Source organism: Rhodococcus huquni (assembly GCF_055231055.1).
Genome location: NZ_JBUYWE010000001.1, coordinates 426638 through 446236, shown reverse-complemented (window position 1 = coordinate 446236; position 19599 = coordinate 426638). Strand labels below are relative to the sequence as shown.

At 64.9% G+C, this 19599-nt stretch carries 15 protein-coding genes; 5 read left to right on the top strand and 10 right to left on the bottom strand.

What is annotated here, in order from left to right:
• Window positions 1-2: 2 nt before the first annotated feature.
• Window positions 3-983 carry a heme o synthase gene (locus tag ACZI8R_RS02130; RefSeq protein ID WP_463377895.1) on the bottom strand — a complete coding sequence of 327 codons (981 nt, stop codon included), beginning with the start codon at window positions 981-983 and terminating at the stop codon, window positions 3-5.
• Between the two features lie 197 nt (window positions 984-1180).
• Here ACZI8R_RS02130 and tkt point away from each other — a divergent pair, with 197 nt between their 5' ends.
• The 5 genes from tkt to pgl are packed head-to-tail and all read left to right on the top strand — an operon-like array spanning window position 1181 to window position 7626.
• Entirely contained in the window at window positions 1181-3289 is a 2109-nt protein-coding gene (tkt, locus tag ACZI8R_RS02125; protein WP_463377894.1) for a transketolase, read from the top strand.
• A 4-nt stretch (window positions 3290-3293) separates the two neighbouring features.
• The gene (gene tal / locus ACZI8R_RS02120; protein ID WP_463377893.1) at window positions 3294-4418 is read left to right on the top strand and encodes a transaldolase; all 1125 of its coding nucleotides are present in this window, start codon (window positions 3294-3296) and stop codon (window positions 4416-4418) included.
• Between the two features lie 4 nt (window positions 4419-4422).
• Window positions 4423-5967, top strand: coding sequence for a glucose-6-phosphate dehydrogenase (gene zwf / locus ACZI8R_RS02115; RefSeq protein ID WP_463377892.1), 1545 nt, complete (start codon window positions 4423-4425; stop codon window positions 5965-5967).
• Window positions 5968-5969: 2 nt separating this feature from the next.
• On the top strand, window positions 5970-6881 hold the full coding sequence (gene opcA, locus ACZI8R_RS02110) for a glucose-6-phosphate dehydrogenase assembly protein OpcA (protein ID WP_463377891.1): 912 nt from the start codon (window positions 5970-5972) through the stop codon (window positions 6879-6881).
• Window positions 6874-7626 (top strand): 6-phosphogluconolactonase, encoded by a 753-nt coding sequence (gene pgl / locus ACZI8R_RS02105; protein WP_463377890.1) that lies wholly within the window; start codon window positions 6874-6876, stop codon window positions 7624-7626. Before opcA ends, pgl begins: the two co-directional genes overlap by 8 nt.
• 259 nt (window positions 7627-7885) lie before the next feature.
• On the opposite strand, the gene ppc is transcribed toward pgl, so the two are convergent.
• From ppc to uvrC, 9 genes are all read right to left on the bottom strand, one after another.
• Window positions 7886-10687: a phosphoenolpyruvate carboxylase gene (gene ppc, locus ACZI8R_RS02100; RefSeq protein WP_463377889.1), complete on the bottom strand. Its 2802-nt coding sequence runs from the start codon at window positions 10685-10687 to the stop codon at window positions 7886-7888.
• Between the two features lie 108 nt (window positions 10688-10795).
• Window positions 10796-11029: a preprotein translocase subunit SecG gene (secG, locus tag ACZI8R_RS02095; RefSeq protein ID WP_463377888.1), complete on the bottom strand. Its 234-nt coding sequence runs from the start codon at window positions 11027-11029 to the stop codon at window positions 10796-10798.
• Between the two features lie 150 nt (window positions 11030-11179).
• Window positions 11180-11965 (bottom strand): triose-phosphate isomerase, encoded by a 786-nt coding sequence (gene tpiA / locus ACZI8R_RS02090; protein WP_463377887.1) that lies wholly within the window; start codon window positions 11963-11965, stop codon window positions 11180-11182.
• 2 nt (window positions 11966-11967) lie between these two features.
• Window positions 11968-13179, bottom strand: a complete 1212-nt coding sequence (locus ACZI8R_RS02085) for a phosphoglycerate kinase (protein WP_463377886.1) — start codon at window positions 13177-13179, stop codon at window positions 11968-11970.
• A 17-nt stretch (window positions 13180-13196) separates the two neighbouring features.
• A complete protein-coding gene (gene gap / locus ACZI8R_RS02080) occupies window positions 13197-14216 on the bottom strand; it encodes a type I glyceraldehyde-3-phosphate dehydrogenase (RefSeq protein ID WP_463377885.1) in 1020 nt (339 codons plus the stop codon).
• 195 nt (window positions 14217-14411) lie between these two features.
• Window positions 14412-15395: a DNA-binding protein WhiA gene (gene whiA / locus ACZI8R_RS02075; protein ID WP_463377884.1), complete on the bottom strand. Its 984-nt coding sequence runs from the start codon at window positions 15393-15395 to the stop codon at window positions 14412-14414.
• A 16-nt stretch (window positions 15396-15411) separates the two neighbouring features.
• A complete protein-coding gene (locus tag ACZI8R_RS02070; RefSeq protein WP_463377883.1) occupies window positions 15412-16449 on the bottom strand; it encodes a gluconeogenesis factor YvcK family protein in 1038 nt (345 codons plus the stop codon).
• On the bottom strand, window positions 16446-17312 hold the full coding sequence (gene rapZ / locus ACZI8R_RS02065) for an RNase adapter RapZ (RefSeq protein ID WP_463378199.1): 867 nt from the start codon (window positions 17310-17312) through the stop codon (window positions 16446-16448). Before rapZ ends, ACZI8R_RS02070 begins: the two co-directional genes overlap by 4 nt.
• Before the next feature lie 80 nt (window positions 17313-17392).
• Window positions 17393-19570, bottom strand: a complete 2178-nt coding sequence (gene uvrC, locus ACZI8R_RS02060) for an excinuclease ABC subunit UvrC (RefSeq protein WP_463377882.1) — start codon at window positions 19568-19570, stop codon at window positions 17393-17395.
• Between the last annotated feature and the right edge of the window lie 29 nt (window positions 19571-19599).

The window sequence follows — 19599 nt, the reverse complement described above, 5'->3', positions numbered from 1 at the left end:
GATCAGCCGAACATATCGGTCACGGTCTGGAGGCCGAGCACGGAATCGATCGCAAGTCCGACGAACAGCACCGACAGGTAGTTGTTCGACTGCAGGAACAGGCGGAGCGGCTTCACGGTCGCTCCGCCGCGAACTCCGCGGTACAGCTGGTGCGACAGCACCAGGAACCACGCTCCGGAGAGGAGCGCAACGACCAGGTACACGAGGCCTGCTGCCGGGACGAGGGCGAGTGAAGTGATCACCATCGCCCAGCTGTACAGAACGATCTGCTTGGTGACGTGCTCTTCGGTCGCGATGACCGGAAGCATCGGCACCCCGGCGGCTTTGTAGTCCTCCTTGTAGCGCATCGCGAGTGCCCACGTATGCGGCGGAGTCCAGAAGAAGATGACGAGGAAGAGGACGAGCGGCTGCCAGCTGAGCGAGCCTGTCACTGCAGCCCAACCGACCATCACCGGCATGCATCCGGCGGCGCCGCCCCATACGACGTTCTGCCAGGTGCGGCGTTTGAGGACCATCGTGTAGACGAGCACGTAGAACGCGATCGTGAGAACGACCAGCGCACCCGCCAGCAGGTTCGCTCGCCACCACAGCCAGGCGAACGAGGCGACACCGAGCACCATGCCGAAGACGAAGGCGTGGGAGGTAGGTACCGCTTCACGCGCCAGCGGGCGGCGCGCCGTGCGTTTCATGACCTTGTCGATGTCGGCGTCGACGACGCAGTTGAGCGAGTTGGCGCTTGCCGCGCCCATCCAGCCACCGAAGAGCGTGCTGAGAATCAGCACGATGTCGACGGTTCCGCGGGCAGCGAGAAGCATCGACGGAATGGTGGCGACCAGAAGAAGCTCGATCACCCGCGGCTTGGTGAGCGCGACGTAGGCGAGAACCTTCGCGGTAGCACGTCCCACCGGGGTGTCGGAGGTGGCGCGTGGTGTGGTGCTCGAGCTACCGAGACCGTGACCGCTCGGCTGATGCCCTGTCCGCACGTTCTCTCCTCGCACCACTTGCTCGTTACTGTCGCCGTCGAACACGACGTCGCGCTCTCACTACTACAGACGATGGTAGACCGCCGATATGCGCGAACCGAATCGACCCGGATAGGACCGCACACTAGGCTGGGGATGCACAAGAGGTTCACGCATCCTCAGGCTCCACGTTCACCCATGTCAGGAGACTTCTGCCCGTGTCGATCACAGACGAGATCCGCGCCCTCACGCAACCGGTTCATCCAGAGGACTGGACGGAGCTGGACACCAAGGCCGTCGACACCATCCGTGTGCTCGCCGCCGATGCAGTACAGAAGGCCGGAAACGGCCACCCCGGCACTGCGATGAGCCTTGCTCCCCTCGCCTACACACTCTTCCAGCGCGTGATGCGGCACGACCCCAACGATGCCGACTGGATCGGCCGTGATCGCTTCGTCCTCTCGTGCGGACACTCGAGCCTGACGCTCTACATCCAGCTCTACCTCGCCGGTTACGGCCTGGAGTTGGAAGATCTGCAGTCCCTTCGACAGTGGGGCTCGAAGACGCCCGGGCACCCCGAGCACGGTCATACCCGTGGTGTCGAGATCACCACCGGCCCACTGGGTCAGGGACTCGCCTCGGCGGTCGGCATGGCAATGGCAGCACGCCGCGAGCGCGGCCTGTTCGACCCGGACGCCGCTGCCGGACAGAGTCCGTTCGACCATCACGTCTACGTCATCGCGTCGGACGGCGACATCGAGGAGGGCGTCACCTCGGAGGCGTCGTCCATCGCGGGCACGCAGCAGCTCGGCAACCTCACGCTGATCTACGACGACAACAAGATCTCGATCGAGGACGACACCGCCATCGCACTGTCCGAGGACACTGCGGCTCGCTACGAGGCCTACGGGTGGCACGTTCAGGTAGTGGAAGGGGGCGAGGACGTCGTCGCCATCGAGGATGCTTTGAAGGCTGCCAACGCGGAGACCGCTCGCCCTTCGCTGATCCTGCTGCGCACCATCATCGGCTACCCCGCGCCGAAGAAGATGAACACGGGCGCAGCACACGGTGCCGCGCTCGGTGACGACGAGGTCGCCGGCATCAAGAAGGCCCTCGGCTTCGACCCGGAAAAGACTTTCGAGGTGACGGACGAGGTCATCGCCCACACCCGCAAGGCACTCGATCGCGGCGCGCAGGCGCACAAGGCATGGCAGACGTCGTTCGACGAGTGGTCCGCTCGGTCCACGGAGGGCAAGGCACTGCTCGAGCGCCTCACCGGTCGCGACCTGCCGGCCGGATGGGCCGACACGCTGCCCACGTGGGAGCCGGGCGGCGACGAGATCGCGACCCGCAAGGCATCGGCCGCGGTTCTCAACGCTGCCGGTCCGGTGCTGCCCGAGCTGTGGGGCGGTTCCGCCGACCTCGCGGAGAGCAACAACACGACCATCAAGGGTTCGCAGTCGTTCGGCCCGGAATCCATTTCCACCGACATGTGGACCGCCACTCCCTACGGCCGCACCCTGCACTTCGGTGTTCGTGAGCACGCGATGGGGTCGATCCTCAACGGCATCGCATTGCACGGGCCCACCCGTCCGTACGGCGGAACCTTCCTGGTGTTCAGCGATTACATGCGCCCCGCCGTGCGACTCGCCGCCATCATGAAGACGCCCGTCACCTACGTGTGGACTCACGATTCGATCGGTCTCGGCGAGGACGGTCCGACTCACCAACCGATCGAGCACCTTGCTGCGCTCCGCGCCATTCCCGGCCTCTACGTGCTCCGACCCGGCGACGCCAACGAGACGGCGCACGCATGGCGCGCCGTGCTCGAGAAGGGTTCGGACGAAGCCACTCGCGCACCGGCCGGGCTCGCCTTGACTCGCCAGAACCTGCCGGTCCTCGAAGGCACCGACTACGAGGGTGTTTCCCGCGGTGGCTACGTCCTCGCCGAGGCCTCCTCCGGCACTCCCGAGATCGTTCTCATCGGCACCGGTTCGGAACTGCAGTTGGCGGTTGCGGCACGCGAGACGCTCGAGGCAGACGGTCACCCGACGCGCGTCGTGTCGATGCCGTGTGTGGAGTGGTTCGACGCCCAGGACCAGTCCTACCGCGACAGCGTTCTTCCGCCGGCCGTCAAGGCACGTGTCGCGGTCGAGGCCGGCATCGCGATGCCGTGGCAGCGTTTCGTCGGAGATGCGGGTGAAGTCGTCTCCATCGAGCACTTCGGCGCATCGGCCGACTACAAGACCCTGTTCCGCGAGTTCGGCATCACCGCCGAGGCCGTCGTTTCGGCCGCACAGCGCTCGCTCACACACGTGAAGGGATGAAGCTATGACTCAGAACGCCAACCTCGAGAAGCTCTCCAAGGCCGGGGTATCGGTCTGGCTCGACGACCTGTCCCGTGATCGGATCAAGTCGGGAAACCTCGCCGAGCTGATCGCCACGAAGAGCATCGTCGGTGTCACGACCAACCCGTCGATCTTCCAGAGTGCACTCAGCAAGGGCACCGCCTACGACGCGCAGGTTCAGGAACTCGCCGAGCGCGGTGCGGACGTCGAATCCACCATCCGCACCGTCACGACGGACGACGTCCGCGATGCGTGCGACGTCCTCGCCCCACAGTTCGAGGCGAGCAACGGCGTCGACGGACGAGTGTCCATCGAGGTCGATCCGCGGCTCGCTCACGAGACCGAGAAGACCGTCGCCCAGGCGGTCGAGCTGTGGAAGATCGTCGATCGCCCGAACCTGTTCATCAAGATTCCTGCGACCCAGAAGGGTGTTCCGGCGATCGCCAAGGTCATCGGCGAGGGAATCAGCGTGAACGTGACGCTGATCTTCTCGGTCGAGCGGTACGAGGCCGTCATCGACGCTTACCTCGAAGGTCTCGAGACTGCGAAGACGGCGGGCCACGATCTGTCGAAGATCCACTCGGTGGCCTCCTTCTTCGTATCCCGGGTCGACACCGAGATCGACGACCGGCTCACGAAGATCGGCACACCGGACGCACTCGCTCTGCGCGGCAAGGCAGCACTGGCCAACGCACGCCTCGCCTATGCGTCGTACCAGCGGGCGTTCGAGGTCGAGCCGCGTTTCCAGACTCTCCTCGAGGCCGGGGCACTCCCCCAGCGCGCGCTGTGGGCGTCGACGGGCGTGAAGAATCCCGACTACCCGGACACGCTCTACGTCACCGAGCTGGTTGCGCCGAACACCGTCAACACCATCCCGGAGAAGACCCTCGACGCCGTCGGCGATCACGGCGAGATCAGCGGCGACACGGTGTCGGGAACGGCTGCGGCGTCACAGGTCGTCTTCGACCAACTCGCCGAGGTCGGCATCGACATTCCGGACGTCTTCACCGTTCTCGAGCGCGAAGGCGTCGAGAAATTCGAGGTCGCCTGGAACGAGTTGTTGGACGCGACAGCCGAACAGCTGCGCGCAGCGGGCCAGAAGAGCTGATCCGGTGAGCGACCCCGAGGTGTCGGACAACTGGGTCAATCCACTCCGAGACAGCAGGGACAAACGGCTTCCGCGCATCGCGGGACCGTGTGCTCTGGTGATCTTCGGTGTGACAGGCGACTTGGCGCGCCGCAAGTTGATGCCGGCAATCTACGATCTCGCCAATCGTGGACTTCTGCCACCCGGGTTCTCGCTCGTCGGCTTCGCCCGGCGCGACTGGGCGACGGAGGATTTCGGCCAAGTGGTCCACGACGCCGTCCGCGACCACTCCCGCACTCCGTTTCGTCAGGACGTGTGGGATCGGCTGGCGGAGGGGCTTCGCTTCGTCAAGGGATCGTTCGACGATCCCGACTCGTTCGCCGAGCTGGCCTCGACACTCGAGGAATTGGATGCCGAGCGTGGCACCAGCGGCAATCACGGGTTCTATCTGGCGATCCCGCCGAACGCGTTCCCGGTCGTGCTCAAGCAACTCTCGGAGGCCGGACTGGCCCAGTCCGAGGACGGCCAGTGGCGGCGGGTGGTGATCGAGAAGCCTTTCGGCCACGACCTGTCCAGTGCCCGCGAACTGAATGCAGTGGTCAACGAAGTCTTTCCCGAAGACACCGTCTTTCGGATCGACCACTACCTGGGTAAGGAAACCGTCCAGAACATTCTGGCGCTCCGTTTCGCGAACCAACTGTTCGACCCGATCTGGAACGCGCACTACGTCGATCACGTCCAGATCACCATGGCCGAGGACATCGGGCTCGGCGGCCGTGCCGGATACTACGACGGAATCGGCGCCGCTCGGGACGTCATCCAGAACCATCTCCTTCAGCTGTTGGCCTTCACTGCGATGGAGGAGCCGATCAGTTTCGAGCCGTCCGAACTGCAGGCCGAAAAGATCAAGGTGCTTTCGGCGACTCGCCTCGCAGAGCCTCTCGACGAAACCACCGCCCGGGGTCAGTACGCCGGCGGCTGGCAGGGCGGCGAGCAAGTGTGCGGGCTGCTCGAGGAAGAAGGTTTCGCGTCGGACTCGACCACCGAGACCTTCGCAGCCATCACGCTCGAAGTCGACACTCGACGGTGGGCCGGGGTTCCCTTCTACTTGCGGACGGGCAAGCGGCTCGGACGGCGCGTGACCGAGATCGCGGTCGTCTTCAAGCGCGCGCCGCACCTCCCCTTCGATCAGACGATGACCGAAGAACTCGGCCAGAACGCACTCGTCATCCGTGTCCAGCCCGACGAGGGCGTCACCATGCGGTTCGGTTCGAAGGTCCCGGGTTCGAGTATGGAGGTCCGCGACGTCAACATGGACTTCAGTTACGGCCAGGCGTTCACCGAGTCGTCCCCCGAGGCGTACGAACGACTCATCCTGGACGTGCTTCTCGGCGAGCCTTCACTGTTCCCGGTCAACGCGGAGGTCGAATTGTCCTGGGAGATCCTCGATCCGGTTCTCGAACACTGGGCAGAGGGCGGCACGCCGGAAGCGTACGAGGCCGGAACCTGGGGTCCCCCCGCTGCGGACGAGATGATGCACCGCACCGGGCGCGAATGGAGGAGACCGTAGCGATGATCATCGACATTCCTTCGACGACCACCACCGCAGTCAGCAAGAAGCTGGTGGAACTACGAAAGACCGGCGGCGCCGTCACCCTGGGCCGTGTGCTGACCCTCGTCATCTGCACCCACGACAGCGAGAACGCCGAAGCCATCATCGATGCGGCCAACGAAGCCAGCCGGGAGCACCCCTGCCGTGTCATCGTCGTGGCCCGTGGGCCCCGTGAAGCGACTTCGCGTCTCGATGCGCAGATCCGCGTCGGTGGCGACGCGGGAGCGTCCGAGGTGGTGGTTCTGCGCCTGTACGGCGCATTGGCGGATCACGAGAGCAGTGTGGTGGTCCCGTTCCTTCTCCCGGACACGCCCGTCGTCGCGTGGTGGCCCGAGGAGGCTCCGGCCGTCCCGTCGAAGGACCCGGTCGGCAAGCTCGCGATCCGGCGTATCACCGACGCGACCGGTCGCGTGAATCCGGTCGAGGAGATCAAGAGTCGACTCTCGTCCTACGCCGAGGGAGACACGGATCTCGCGTGGAGTCGCGTCACCTACTGGCGAGCGCTGATCGCCGCAGCCCTCGATGTGCCGCCGCACCCCACCGTCGAATCCGTCACTGTGTCCGGCTTGATCGACGAACCCGCCGTCGACATGATCGCGGGGTGGCTTGCAAGCTGCCTCGACGCCCCCGTCACGAGGCACACCGGCCCGCTCTACGTCGAAGTGCGATTCGTAGACGGCAACTCGATCCGCATCTCTCGTCCGCAAACGGAGACCACGGCAACACTCAGCCGCACCGGGATGCCTGATTCTCGGGTGTCATTGGGACGCCGCGAAACCAGCGACTGCCTGGCGGAGGAGCTGCGTCGGCTCGATCCGGACGAGATCTACGAGGCCGCACTCACAGGACTGACCAAGGTGACGTATGAGTGACCCGATCGTCGAAATTCACGCCGACGCCGACACACTGGTGGCCGCCGTTGCCCGAAAGTTCGTTGCTGCGGTGGTGTCGGCACAGCGGGCTCGCGGCACCGCAGCCGTCGTGCTGACCGGCGGTGGAACCGGGATCGGGATTCTGGAAAGGGTCCACGCAGAACCCGGCGAGATCGACTGGCAGGCGATCGACATCTACTTCGGCGACGAGCGCTTCCTTCCGGCCGGTGATCCCGAACGAAACGAGGTGCAGGCGCGCGCAGCCCTCCTCGATCACATCGGCGTCGATCCGGACCGGGTACATGCCATGCCGACCTCCGACGGAATCTACGAGGGGAACCCCGACGCGGCCGCGGGCGCCTACGCTCAGATGCTGGCGTCACGCGCCGCCGATGGCGAGTCCCTTCCGACCTTCGATGTCCACCTGCTCGGCATGGGCGGTGAGGGACACGTCAATTCCCTCTTCCCTCATACCGATGCGGTGCGCGAGACCGAGTCGAACGTCGTCGCCGTGATCGACTCCCCCAAGCCGCCCCCGGTGAGAATCACGCTCACTCTGCCTGCTGTTCGGCATTCCGAAGAGGTCTGGCTCGTCGTGTCCGGCGAAGCCAAGGCCGAGGCTGTTGCGGCAGCAATAGGCGGTGCCGAGTCGGTCGACATCCCGGCCGCGGGTGCACGCGGACGTGCCGCTACCCGTTGGCTGCTCGACGACGCTGCCGCGAAGGATCTCCCGCGCACCGACTGATCCGCTCAACAGCGGCTACCGCTCGCGATCGTCGAACGGCAGCGGCGGAGAATCGTCCGAGACCCGAGGAGTTCGGGTGACGACGCACGGCACCGGCACCCGGCCCGACCCACTGCCCCGGACCGACCCGCCGCGACCGAAACCGCGGTAGCACTGGCGACGGCCTCCCCTGCTCTTCGTCATGCGACCCCCTCGGTATCGGACAAATGATCCATCTGTCCAATACGACGCACGACGGCACGATTCGGTTCCCTCCGGTCTAACCGCTGTTGCGCAGAGCCGTCGCGAGACCGTTCATGGTGAGTTGGATGCCGCGACGGACCTGATCACTGTCGTCACCGGCACGGAAACGCCGAAGAAGCTCCACCTGAAGGTGATTGAGCGGCTCCAGGTACGGGAATCTGTTGTGAACGGACCGCCCGAGGCCTGGGTTGTCGGCGAACAGCGAATCGTTACCGGTGACGAGACGGTACATCCGCACGGTCCGCTCGTGCTCCGCAGCGATCTTTCCGAACACGCGCTCGCGCAGGGCCACATCGGGAACCAGTTCCGAGTAGCGGGCCGCCAAACCCATGTCCGACTTCACCATGACCATCGCCAGATTCGACAACACTGTCCGGAAGAAGGGCCATGTCTCGTACAGCCTCGTCAGAGTCGCAACGCGCGCCGGGTCGTCCCCGATCCATTCCTCCAGCGCAGCGCCCGTCCCGTACCAGCCGGGCAGCATCACCCGAGACTGACTCCAGGACAACACCCACGGAATCGCACGTAGATCCGAGATCGACTTCGTCTGCTTGCGGGAAGTGGGCCGACTGCCGATGTTGAGAGCACCGATCTCTGCCACCGGAGTCGACGTCTCGAAGTATTCGACGAATCCTGGTGTGTCGTGCACCAGGTCGGAATAGACCCGCCGAGACGACGCCGCCAGCGCGTCGAAGATCTCGTACGCCTCGTCGGCGGACTCACCGAGTCCCTCCACGTCCAGGAGGGTCGATTCCAGCGTCGCCGCCAGAAGCGTCTCGAGGTTTCGGCGTGCAGATCGCGGCTCGGCATACTTGGCAGCAATCACTTCGCCCTGTTCGGTGATGCGCAGCGAACCCGTGACTGCGCCGGGAGGCTGAGCGAGAATCGCGTCGTAGCTGGGGCCGCCGCCGCGCCCCACCGTGCCACCACGTCCGTGGAAAAGCCGTAGGCGAATGTTCGTCTCTCGGGCCACCTCGACGAGATCGAGTTCTGCGCGGTAGAGGGCCCAGTTCGCGGCCAGATACCCGCCGTCCTTGTTTGAATCCGAGTAGCCGAGCATGACCTCCTGCGAGTCGCCACGCGACGACACGAGCGCACGATAGACGGGCACGTCGAGTATCGCCGTGAGAGTCGCGGCCCCCTGTTGCAGGTCCTCGATCGTCTCGAACAGCGGCACGATTCCCATCGGGCACGAGGGCGGCGCGTCCCCGACACCTGGATCGAGCAGTCCGACCTCCTTGAGGAGTACGGCTGCCTCGAGCATGTCACTCACCGACGTGCACATACTGATGATGTAGTTGGGCACGGCGCCCGCACCGAAGTTGTGCACGGCTTCGGCGTCTGCCCTCAGGATCCCGAGTTCCTTGGTGGTCAGTTCGTCGAACTCCGCGTCGGGCGACGTCAGTGGCCGCCGCGTCGACAATTCGGCGGTCAGCAATTCGACCCGTTCGCTTTCACTCAACGACGTGTAGTCGGCATGCACACCCGACCATGCGAACAACTCCGCGATCACGCTCTCGTGCACGTCCGAGTTCTGCCGCATATCCAGGCTCGAAAGATGGAACCCGAATGCCTCCACCCCGTCACGCAGACGAGCCAGACCATCGTCCGCGATACTGGCGTCGCCGCCGTACCGTAGCGACTCGTCGACGATCGCGAGGTCTTCCGACAACTCGCCCGGCCCCGCATACGGTTCCAGTCCCACGTCGAGGCCCGATACCGGCATCTGCTCGAGCATCGACGCTGCCGTCGCGGTCATCCGCCCGCGAATGCCCCGTACGGCACGCCGATACGGCTCGTCCGCCCGAAACGGCGACTCGTCGCCCGACGCTGCCGCCAACAGGTCCAGGGCGGGCGTGACGCGAACCAGCCGCTCCGACATGGAGAGTTCGCGTTCGAGAACCTCCAACTCACCCAGATAGTGCGCGAACGCGGTGCCTGCTGCTCGTGTGGTCGCGGCGCGCACCACCTCAGCGGTGACGTTCGGGTTGCCGTCGCGGTCACCGCCGATCCACGAACCGGGACGAAGAATCGGCTCGTCGAGTAGCTCTGCATCCGGCCACCGTGACCGCAAGGCGCGGCGAATATCGGCGTTGATCTGTGGGATGACCTCGAAGAGCGACATGTCGTAATAGCGCAGTCCGACGTCGATCTCGTCCTGGATCCGCAGTCGAGACAACCGAATCAGCGCCGTCTGCCACAACGTCAGAATCTGCCGGCGGAGCTTCACGTCCACCTCGGCGAGTTCGTCGCCGTTCAATGCCGTTCGCTCACGGAACCGCATGAGTTCGGTGATACGAGTTTGCGTCTCGAACACGGTTCTGCGGCGGGTCTCCGTGGGATGAGCGGTGATCACCGGCGCCACGAGTGCACCGCGCAAGGCATCGCGCACGGTGTCCGAACTCAGTTGCGCAGCGTCGAGCTTTGCGAAGGTTGCGGCAAGAGTGCTGTCCGGTGGTGATTCGCCGGCGTCGATGTGAGCGGCGCGGCGGCGCTCGCGGTGAATGTCCTCGGCGAGGTTCGCGAGCAACGCGAAGTGGCTGAACGCACGAATGATCGGGATCGCATCACCGGTCGAAATCGTGTCGAACAATCGAGCCAGATCCGCGCGATCGATTTCCGACCTGCGCACCCGAAAGGATTCGACCCGCGCCTTCTCTACGAGGTCGAAAATATCCTCGCCGGCCTGCTCGCGGACGATCTGTCCGAGGATGCCGCCCAGTAGGCGAATATCGTCGCGTAGCGGCTCTGTGAGCTCCCGCTGTTCATCGCTGTCGCCGAGGCTGGCAGAAGAAGCGCCGTATTCCGTATCGGTCATCTCCCCAGTATCGACCGGAGCCGCCCGACATGCATGGCGACACAGCGGCACCACGGGCTTCGATCCACGCGGGGCTGGATCCGATTCACAGATCCACGCGGGGCTGGATCAGCCGAACTTGATCTCCAAGCCGATACCGACAATGGCGATCACCCAGACCGCAGCAGTGAACACGGTGAGGCGGTCGAGGTTCTTCTCGACAACGGTCGAGCCCGAGAGGCTCGACTGCACGCCGCCACCGAACAGGCTCGACAGACCGCCGCCCTTGGCACGGTGCAGCAGTACCAGAACGATCAGCAACAGACTGGTCACAACCAGCAAGATATCGAGGAACAGTGCCATGTCTGTTTACGTCCACCCATCCGATAACGACAAATACGGTACGACAATCATGTCCACATTACAGACGCGTCCCGCGGGCGCGCCGCTCTGGTCGCCGAAGCGACAGAGGAAGCGTACCCGCGGGATGCAGGATGTCAGAACAGCGGCATGTCAGGGCAGCGGACCGCCGGCGGCGATAGCCGACAGCGTCGAGAACTCGTCCGCCTTCAGTGACGCGCCGCCGACCAGCGCACCGTCGACGTCGGTCTGCCCGACGATCTCGCCGACGTTCTTGGCACTCACACTACCGCCGTACAACACCCGCACCGACTGCGCGACCTCCGGCGAGGCCAAGGTGGCTAGCTCGCCACGAATGGCCGCACACACCTCCTGCGCATCGGCAGCGGACGCGACCTTGCCGGTACCGATGGCCCACACCGGCTCGTAGGCGATGACGACCTTTGCGATCTCGTCGGCAGACAGGCCGGCCAGCGACCCACGAAGCTGCTCGACGTTGTATGCGACGTGCTCGCCTGCTTCGCGGACCTCGAGTCCCTCACCGATGCACACGATCGGGGTGAGACCGTGCTTCAAGGCAGCCTTCGCCTTCGCGAGCACCGTCTCGTCGGTCTCCCCGTGGAGTGTCCGTCGCTCGGAGTGCCCCACCACTGCGAAGGTGCACCCCAGCTTCGCCAACATGGCTCCGCTGATCTCACCGGTGAACGCACCGGAGTCGTTCGCGGACACATCCTGGGCACCGTACGTGAGTAGCAGTTTGTCGCCCTCGACCAGCGTTTGCACACTACGAATGTCGGTGAACGGCGGGATCACCGTGACATCGACCTTGTCGAAGTACTTCGGCGGGAGCGAGAAGGCAATCTTCTGAACCAAGGCGATGGCCTCGAAGTGGTTCAGATTCATCTTCCAGTTGCCCGCGATGAGCGGTTTCCTTGCCACCCTCATCCCTCCAGAACCGAGATGCCCGGAAGCTGCTTGCCCTCGAGGTATTCCAGCGACGCTCCACCACCGGTGGAGATGTGGGAGAACCCGTCGTCCGGAAGCCCCAGCTGGCGAACCGCCGCAGCGGAGTCACCTCCGCCGACGACACTGAACGCACCCTTGCCGGTCGCCTCCACGATCGCCTCGGCCACACCCTTGGTGCCGGCCGCGAACTTCTCGAACTCGAAGACACCCATCGGTCCGTTCCAGAAGATCGTCTTGGCACCCCTCAGGATGTGTCCGAAACGCTTCACGGATTCGGGTCCGATGTCGAGACCCATCCACCCGTCGGGAATCTCGAAGACGGGCACCGTCTTCGCTTCCGCGTCGGCGGAGAACGAGTCGCCGATCACGACGTCCTGCGGAATGTGCAGCACGTCTGCATACCGGTCGAGCAGATCCTTGCAGGTGTCGATCATCGACTCCTCGCAGAGCGAGTTGCCGACCGAAAGGCCCTGGGCAGCGAGGAACGTGTAGAACATTCCGCCGCCGATGACGAGGGTGTCGACCTTGGGAGCCAACGCCTCGATCACTGCGAGTTTGTCCGACACCTTCGAGCCACCGAGCACGACCGCGTACGGGCGCTCGGCGTCCTCCGTCAATCGGGTGAGTACGTCGACCTCGGCTGCAACCAGGTTGCCCGCGTAGTGCGGGAGCAACTTGGCGACGTCGTACACCGACGCCTGAGCGCGATGAACCACACCGAAACCGTCGGACACGAAGGCGCCGTCGTCTCCCACCAGCTCCACGAGCGCCTTTGCGAGCTTGGTTCGCTCGGCCTCGTCCTTGCTGGTCTCACGGGGGTCGAAACGGATGTTCTCGAGGAGGAGAACGTCGCCGTCGGTGAGCCCTTCGGAACGCGCCAACGCGTCCTGGCCCACCACGTCGCCGGCGAGCTGGACGTTACGTCCGAGCACCTCTGCGAGCTTCGCCGCCACCGGGGCGAGCGAGAACTTGGGATCCGGCTCACCCTTCGGGCGACCGAGATGGGCGGTGACGACGACCTTCGCACCGGCTTCGGCCAACGCGCTCAGCGTCGGCGCGGAAGCGATGATGCGTCCGGGATCGGTGATATTCGGACCGTCCAGCGGGACGTTGAGGTCGGAGCGCACAAGTACGGTGCGCCCCTCCACCCCAGCGTCCAGCAGATCCTTCAGTGTCTGAACTGCCACGGTAATCGAACCTTCGCTCAGAGAGACTTGGACACGAGACCGATGAGATCGGCCAGGCGGTTGGAGTAGCCCCACTCGTTGTCGTACCAGGACACGATCTTGACCTGGTCGTCGATGACCTTGGTGAGTCCCGAGTCGAAGATCGAGGAGTGCGGGTCGGTGACGATGTCGGAGGAGACGATCGGCGCATCCGTGTACTTGAGGATGCCCTTGAGCGGTCCCTCGGCAGCAGCCTTCATCGCGGCGTTGATGTCCTCGACCGAAGCCGACTTCGTCAGGTTCGCCGTGAGGTCGGTGACCGAACCCGTGGGGATCGGCACGCGCAGTGCGTAGCCGTCCAGCTTGCCGAGGAGCTGCGGGAGCACGAGGCCGATGGCCTTGGCTGCGCCGGTTCCGGTGGGCACGACGTTCAGTGCGGCAGCACGAGCACGACGCAGGTCGCTGTGCGGGCCGTCCTGCAGGTTCTGATCCTGCGTGTATGCGTGAATCGTCGTCATTAGGCCCTTGACGATGCCGAACTCGTCGTCGAGAACCTTGGCGATGGGGCCGAGGCAGTTGGTGGTGCACGAAGCGTTGGAGATGATGTTCTGGCTGCCGTCGTACTTGTCGTCGTTGACGCCCATCACGATGGTGATGTCCTCGCCCTTGGCGGGCGCGGAGATGATGACCTTCTTGGCGCCTGCGTCGAGGTGCCCCTTCGCCTTGGTGGCGTCGGTGAAGATACCGGTGGATTCGACGACGACGTCGACACCCAGGTCGCCCCACGGAAGTGCGGAGGGGCCTTCCCGCAGCGAGAGCGCCTTGATCTTCTGATCGCCGACGACGATCGTGTCGTCGCCCTCGAGCGAGACGTCGTACGGCAGACGACCGAGGATCGAGTCGTACTTCAGCAGGTGAGCCAGCGAAGCGTTGTCCGTGAGGTCGTTGACCGCCACAATCTCGATGTCGGTGGTTCCCAGCGCCTTCTGCGCATCCACCGCCCTGAAGAAGTTACGTCCGATACGGCCGAAACCGTTTACGCCAACCCGGACAGTCACAATTAGCTCCTTTGCCCATCATCATCTGTGGTGCAGCTCTTTCGCGCCCGTACACCGAACACGTGTGAGTGATCGGTCGGACACGGTTCATCGGTCGATGTGTTCCATACCCTAATGCGCGAGGCCGAGCAGTGCGAAGCCCACCCTTGCAGGTGTGGCCACCGCGCGATCCCGCACTTCGGGCAAAGCCGTCGTTCAGGCGTCGTCGAGCAGATCCGCCGTCACCGCGGACTCGGTGTCAGGGACCCCGGTCTCCTTCGCCTTGCGGTCCGCCATCGACAGGAGCCGGCGTATACGCCCTGCGACGGCATCCTTCGTCATCGGCGGGTCGGCCAACTGGCCGAGTTCCTCGAGCGAAGCCTGCCGATGCTCGACGCGGAGGTGGCCCGCCGCTGCCAGGTGATCGGGCACGTCCTCTCCCAGGATGTGCAATGCCCGCTCGACCCTCGCCGCCGCTGCCACGGCCGCTCGCGCCGACCGACGTAGGTTCGCGTCGTCGAAGTTCGCGAGGCGGTTCGCCGTCGCCCTGACCTCGCGGCGCATGCGGCGTTCTTCCCACACGAGGCGGGTGTCCTGGGCACCCATGCGAGTGAGGAGTGCACCGATCGCCTCGCCGTCGCGGATCACAACTCGATCCGTTCCACGAACTTCTCGGGCCTTCGCCGAAATACCGAGCCGCCGCGCCGCACCGACGAGGGCGAGGGCAGCCTCCGGGCCCGGGCAACTGACCTCGAGCGCCGACGACCGTCCCGGTTCCGTGAGTGAACCGTGCGCCAGGAACGCTCCACGCCACGCAGCCTCTGCATCGGCAACGCTACCGCCCACGACCTGCGCAGGAAGTCCGCGAACCGGTCGACCGCGAAGGTCGAGCAACCCGGTCTGTCGCGCAAGTGCCTCACCGTCCTTCGCGACCCGGACGATGTATCTCGACGACTTGCGGAGGCCACCGGCACTGAGGACGTGAACTTCCGAGCTGTAGGTGAAGAGGTCGAAGATCTCACGACGCAGCCGGCGTGCCGTGTTTCCGAGATCGAGTTCGGCCTCGACCACCACGCGCCCACCGACGATGTGCAGTCCCCCGGCGAACCGGAGCAGGGCCGACACCTCGGCCTTTCGGCAGCTCACCTGGCTGACCACCAGACGGCTGAGTTCGTCCTTGACTTCTGCTGTCATTGCCACGACGAAACCTCCGGTGTCATTGCCACGAAGCGCTCTCCCTCTCGTTCACCGCATGCTCGCTGTCGGCGCCGACCGGAACCGCCGAGGAGGTTTCGATCCAGAGCCGTTCGAACACTGCGGCCAGTTTGTCTGCATGGTGCGTGTGAGTGCCGTTCCTCGCCACGTCGGCGTACAGCGTCCGTGCACCGAACTTACGTGCGGCACGGTCGAGGTGTTCGCGTTCGCGCCCGGCCGGCACCGAGCCGGAATCGACTACGACATCATCGACTTTCAAGTCCGGTGCGTGTTGGGAGAGTACGTGCAAATGGCGTTCTGCAGAGAATCCGGCGGTCTCACCCGGCTCCGGCGCAAGATTGAGAACCAGCACCTTGCGAGCCCGAGTGCCGGCAAGCGCTTCGAGAACCTCGGGCACGAGGACATGCGGGATCACACTGGAGAACCAGGACCCGGGACCGAGAACGACTACGTCCGCGCGCTCGATCGCGTCCACTGCGTCCGGGCAGGCAGGTGGTCCGGAGGGCAACAGTCGAACGCGACGAACCTTGCCCGGTGTGGTCGCGACTGCCACCTGCCCTCGAATGCACCGACTCACCCGCGGATCGGCTTCCAATCCCTGCACGTCCGCTTCGATGTCCAGCGCGATAGGTGACATCGGCAGCACGCGTCCGTCGATCCGCAGTAGCTTTGCAAGTTCGTCGAGCGCCGCAACCGGATCTCCGAGCACCTCGGTGAGCCCGGCCAGCATCAGGTTCCCGACAGAATGTCCCGCCAGGGCGCCGATTCCTCCGAAGCGGTGCTGAATGGTCTCGGTCCAGTCGGCAACATCGGGGTCGTCCGCGGCCAGCGCCGCGAGCGCCATGCGAAGGTCACCGGGCGGCAACACTCCCAGTTCGGACCGCAGTCGCCCGGAGGATCCGCCGTCGTCGGCCACGGTCACGACGGCGGTGACGTCCCGGCTGAGCCGCCGCGCTGCGCTCAGCGTCGCGAAGAGTCCGTGTCCCCCACCCAGGGCCACCGTGCGCGGCGCTGTCACCGCGGAATCGGCCGACGTCATTCGCGCCCCAGGTCACGATGTACGACGCGCACGTTCAGACCCGCGTCGGTCCCCAGACGACTTGCCAGGGCTTCGGACATGGCCACACTCCGATGTTTACCACCGGTGCAACCCACCGCAATCGTCATGTAGCGCTTACCCTCCCGCCGGTAGCCTGCGATCGTCAGCTCCATCAAATGATGGTAGGTAGTCAGGTAGTCGACAGCGCCCGCCTGCGCCAATACGTAGTCACGCACGCCCGCCGACTGTCCGGTGTGTTCGCGCAATTCCGGTATCCAATGTGGATTCGGCAGGAACCGGACGTCGCAGACCACGTCCGCGTCCATCGGCAGACCGTACTTGAATCCGAAGGATTGAACGGTCACCTGGACGGTGCTGTTCGCATCGCCACCGAACGCGTCCTCGATCTTCTGACGCAGATGATGTGCCGCGAGTGCCGAAGTGTCGATCACCAGATCGGCGGCGGCCTTGACGGTCGCCAGTTGATCTCGCTCGGCCGCGATCCCCTCCGAGAGCGTGCCGTCGATTCCGTCGCTCTGCAGCGGGTGGCTGCGCCGAACCTGTTCGAACCTGCGGACCAACACATCGTCCGATGCGTCGAGGTAGAGAACCCGCGTACGGATCGGCTTCGACGAGAGTTCGGTGAGCACCCAACCGAAGTCACCGGTGAACAGCCGGCTCCGAACATCGATCACGACCGCCAACCGCTCGATACGCGAGTCCGACTCGAGCGACAGGTCCACCATCCTCGAGATCAGCTCCGGCGGGAGGTTGTCCGCGACGTACCACCCGAGGTCCTCGAGCACCTTCGCAGAGGTCTGCAGGCCGGCGCCGGAGAGCCCGGTGACGAGAAGGAACTCCATCGTGATCTCGTCGGTGGTCTCGTCTATGTCCGCCTGCACGTCCACATCCTGATCTGCCGCACCCTGCCCCTGTTGATCGCTCACTCGACACTCTGCCCTGTTCGTTGTGTTCGGGTGTGTGGATCTTGCATACCGGACGGTCCGTCCACTGGCCGTCCACCGTTTTCATCATCCCTTACGGGCATCACCGGCGCAGCCGACTCCCCCGCAGCTTCGGACTGTTCATTGGTGTGCGCCTCGCCAGGCGCGAGAGCGTCCAGTACGGCGCGTGCGGTGGCCGCGCCGACACCCGGCACAGCGGTGATCTCCTCGATGGTGGCTTCCTTCAGCTTCGCCACCGAACCGAAGTGCGTCACCAGTGCGTTCCTCCTGGTCTCCCCGAGGCCCCGCACCGAGTCGAGAGCCGACGCGGTCATGCGCCGCGAACGCTTGCTGCGGTGAAACGTGATGGCGAATCGGTGCGCCTCGTCGCGCACCCGTTGCAGCAGATACAGAGACTCGCTCGCACGCGGAAGGATGACGGGATCTTCTTCGCCGGGCACCCATACCTCTTCGAGCCGCTTCGCGAGACCGATGACGGCGACATCCGTCACGCCCAGTTCGTCCATGACCGCGGCCGCCGCGTTCACTTGAGGCAGACCGCCGTCGACCACGTAGAGGTTCGGGGGGTACGCGAACCGCCTTGGTCTACCGGTCTGCGGGTCCAGGGCCGCCTCCGGCGCCAGATCGCCGCCGTCTCCGCCCTCGGTCCCCACGCCGGCGTTGTCGTCGGCAGAAATCGCGACGTCTTTGTTGTGACGCAGAAATCGGCGCCGCGTGACTTCTGCGATGCTCGCGACGTCGTCGGAGTGCCCGTCCCCCGCAGCCTCCTTGATCCCGTAGTGGCGGTAGTCCGACTTCTTGGGCAATCCGTCCTCGAATACGACGAGCGATGCGACCACATCGGTTCCCTGGACATGGCTGATGTCGACGCACTCGATCCGCAGCGGTGCGGAATCCAGATCCAGGGCTTCTTGTATCCCCTGTAGAGCAGCGGTTCTGGAGGTGAAGTCCCCTGCCCTCCGCAGCTTGTGTTGAGTGAGCGCCTCGTGGGCATTGCGCTGTACGGTCTCTGCCAGCGCTTTCTTGTCGCCGCGCTGTGGGACCCGCAACTGCACTGCAGATCCCCGAAGTTCGCTCAGCCACTCCGCAATCTCCGGAGCGCCGTCCGGTAGAACCGGGACCAGTACCTCGCGAGGCACTGCGTTGGTGGGCGACTCCGCCCCACTGTCGCCGGACAACGCAGCCTGTTCGCCGTAGAACTGGGTCAGGAACTGCTCGACGAGCGCGGGCAGATCCGACTCGCCGCGGCGTTCGTCTGCTGCTGCGTCGGCCACGTCACCGGACTTCTCGACCACCCAGCCGCGCTGACCGCGCACACGACCGCCGCGGACGTGGAACACCTGGACCGCCGCCTCGAGATCGTCCGAGGCAAAGGCGACGAGGTCTGCATCCGTGCCGTCGCCCAGCACGACCGCCTGCTTCTCGAGCGCCTTCTTCAGAGCGCCGAGGTCGTCTCGCAACCGCGCGGCCAGTTCGAAGTCGAGTTCTTCCGCCGCGTTCTGCATGCGACGTTCCACTTCGCGGACGAGGCGATCCGTCCGTCCGGCCAGGAAGTCGCAGAAGTCCTCCACGATCTGCCGATGTTCGGCCGGCGACACGCGTCCCACACAGGGTGCCGAACACTTGTCGATGTACCCGAGCAGGCACGGGCGCCCGATCTGCTGGTGTCGCTTGAACACGCCCGCCGAGCAGGTTCGGGCGGGAAACACCCGCAGCAGCAGGTCGAGGGTTTCCCTGATCGCCCAGGCATGCGAATAGGGACCGAAGTAGCGGACCCCCTTGCGACGCGGGCCCCGGTACACGAACAGGCGCGGAAACTCCTCACCCAAAGTGACGGCCAGCACCGGATAGGTCTTGTCGTCCCGGTATCGGACGTTGAAGCGAGGATCGAATTCTTTGATCCAGTTGTACTCGAGTTGCAGTGCCTCGACCTCGGTGCTCACCACCGTCCATTCGACGCTGGCAGCGGTGGTGACCATCTGGCGAGTCCGCGGATGAAGGCCGGTGATGTCGGCGAAGTACGAGTTGAGCCGCGAACGGAGACTCTTCGCCTTTCCTACGTAGACCACGCGACCGTGCGGGTCCCGGAACTTGTACACCCCTGGCGCGACAGGGATGGTTCCGGTTGCCGGTCGGTAGGTCGAGGGATCAGGCACACCACCACGTTAGCGGCAGCTACCGACGC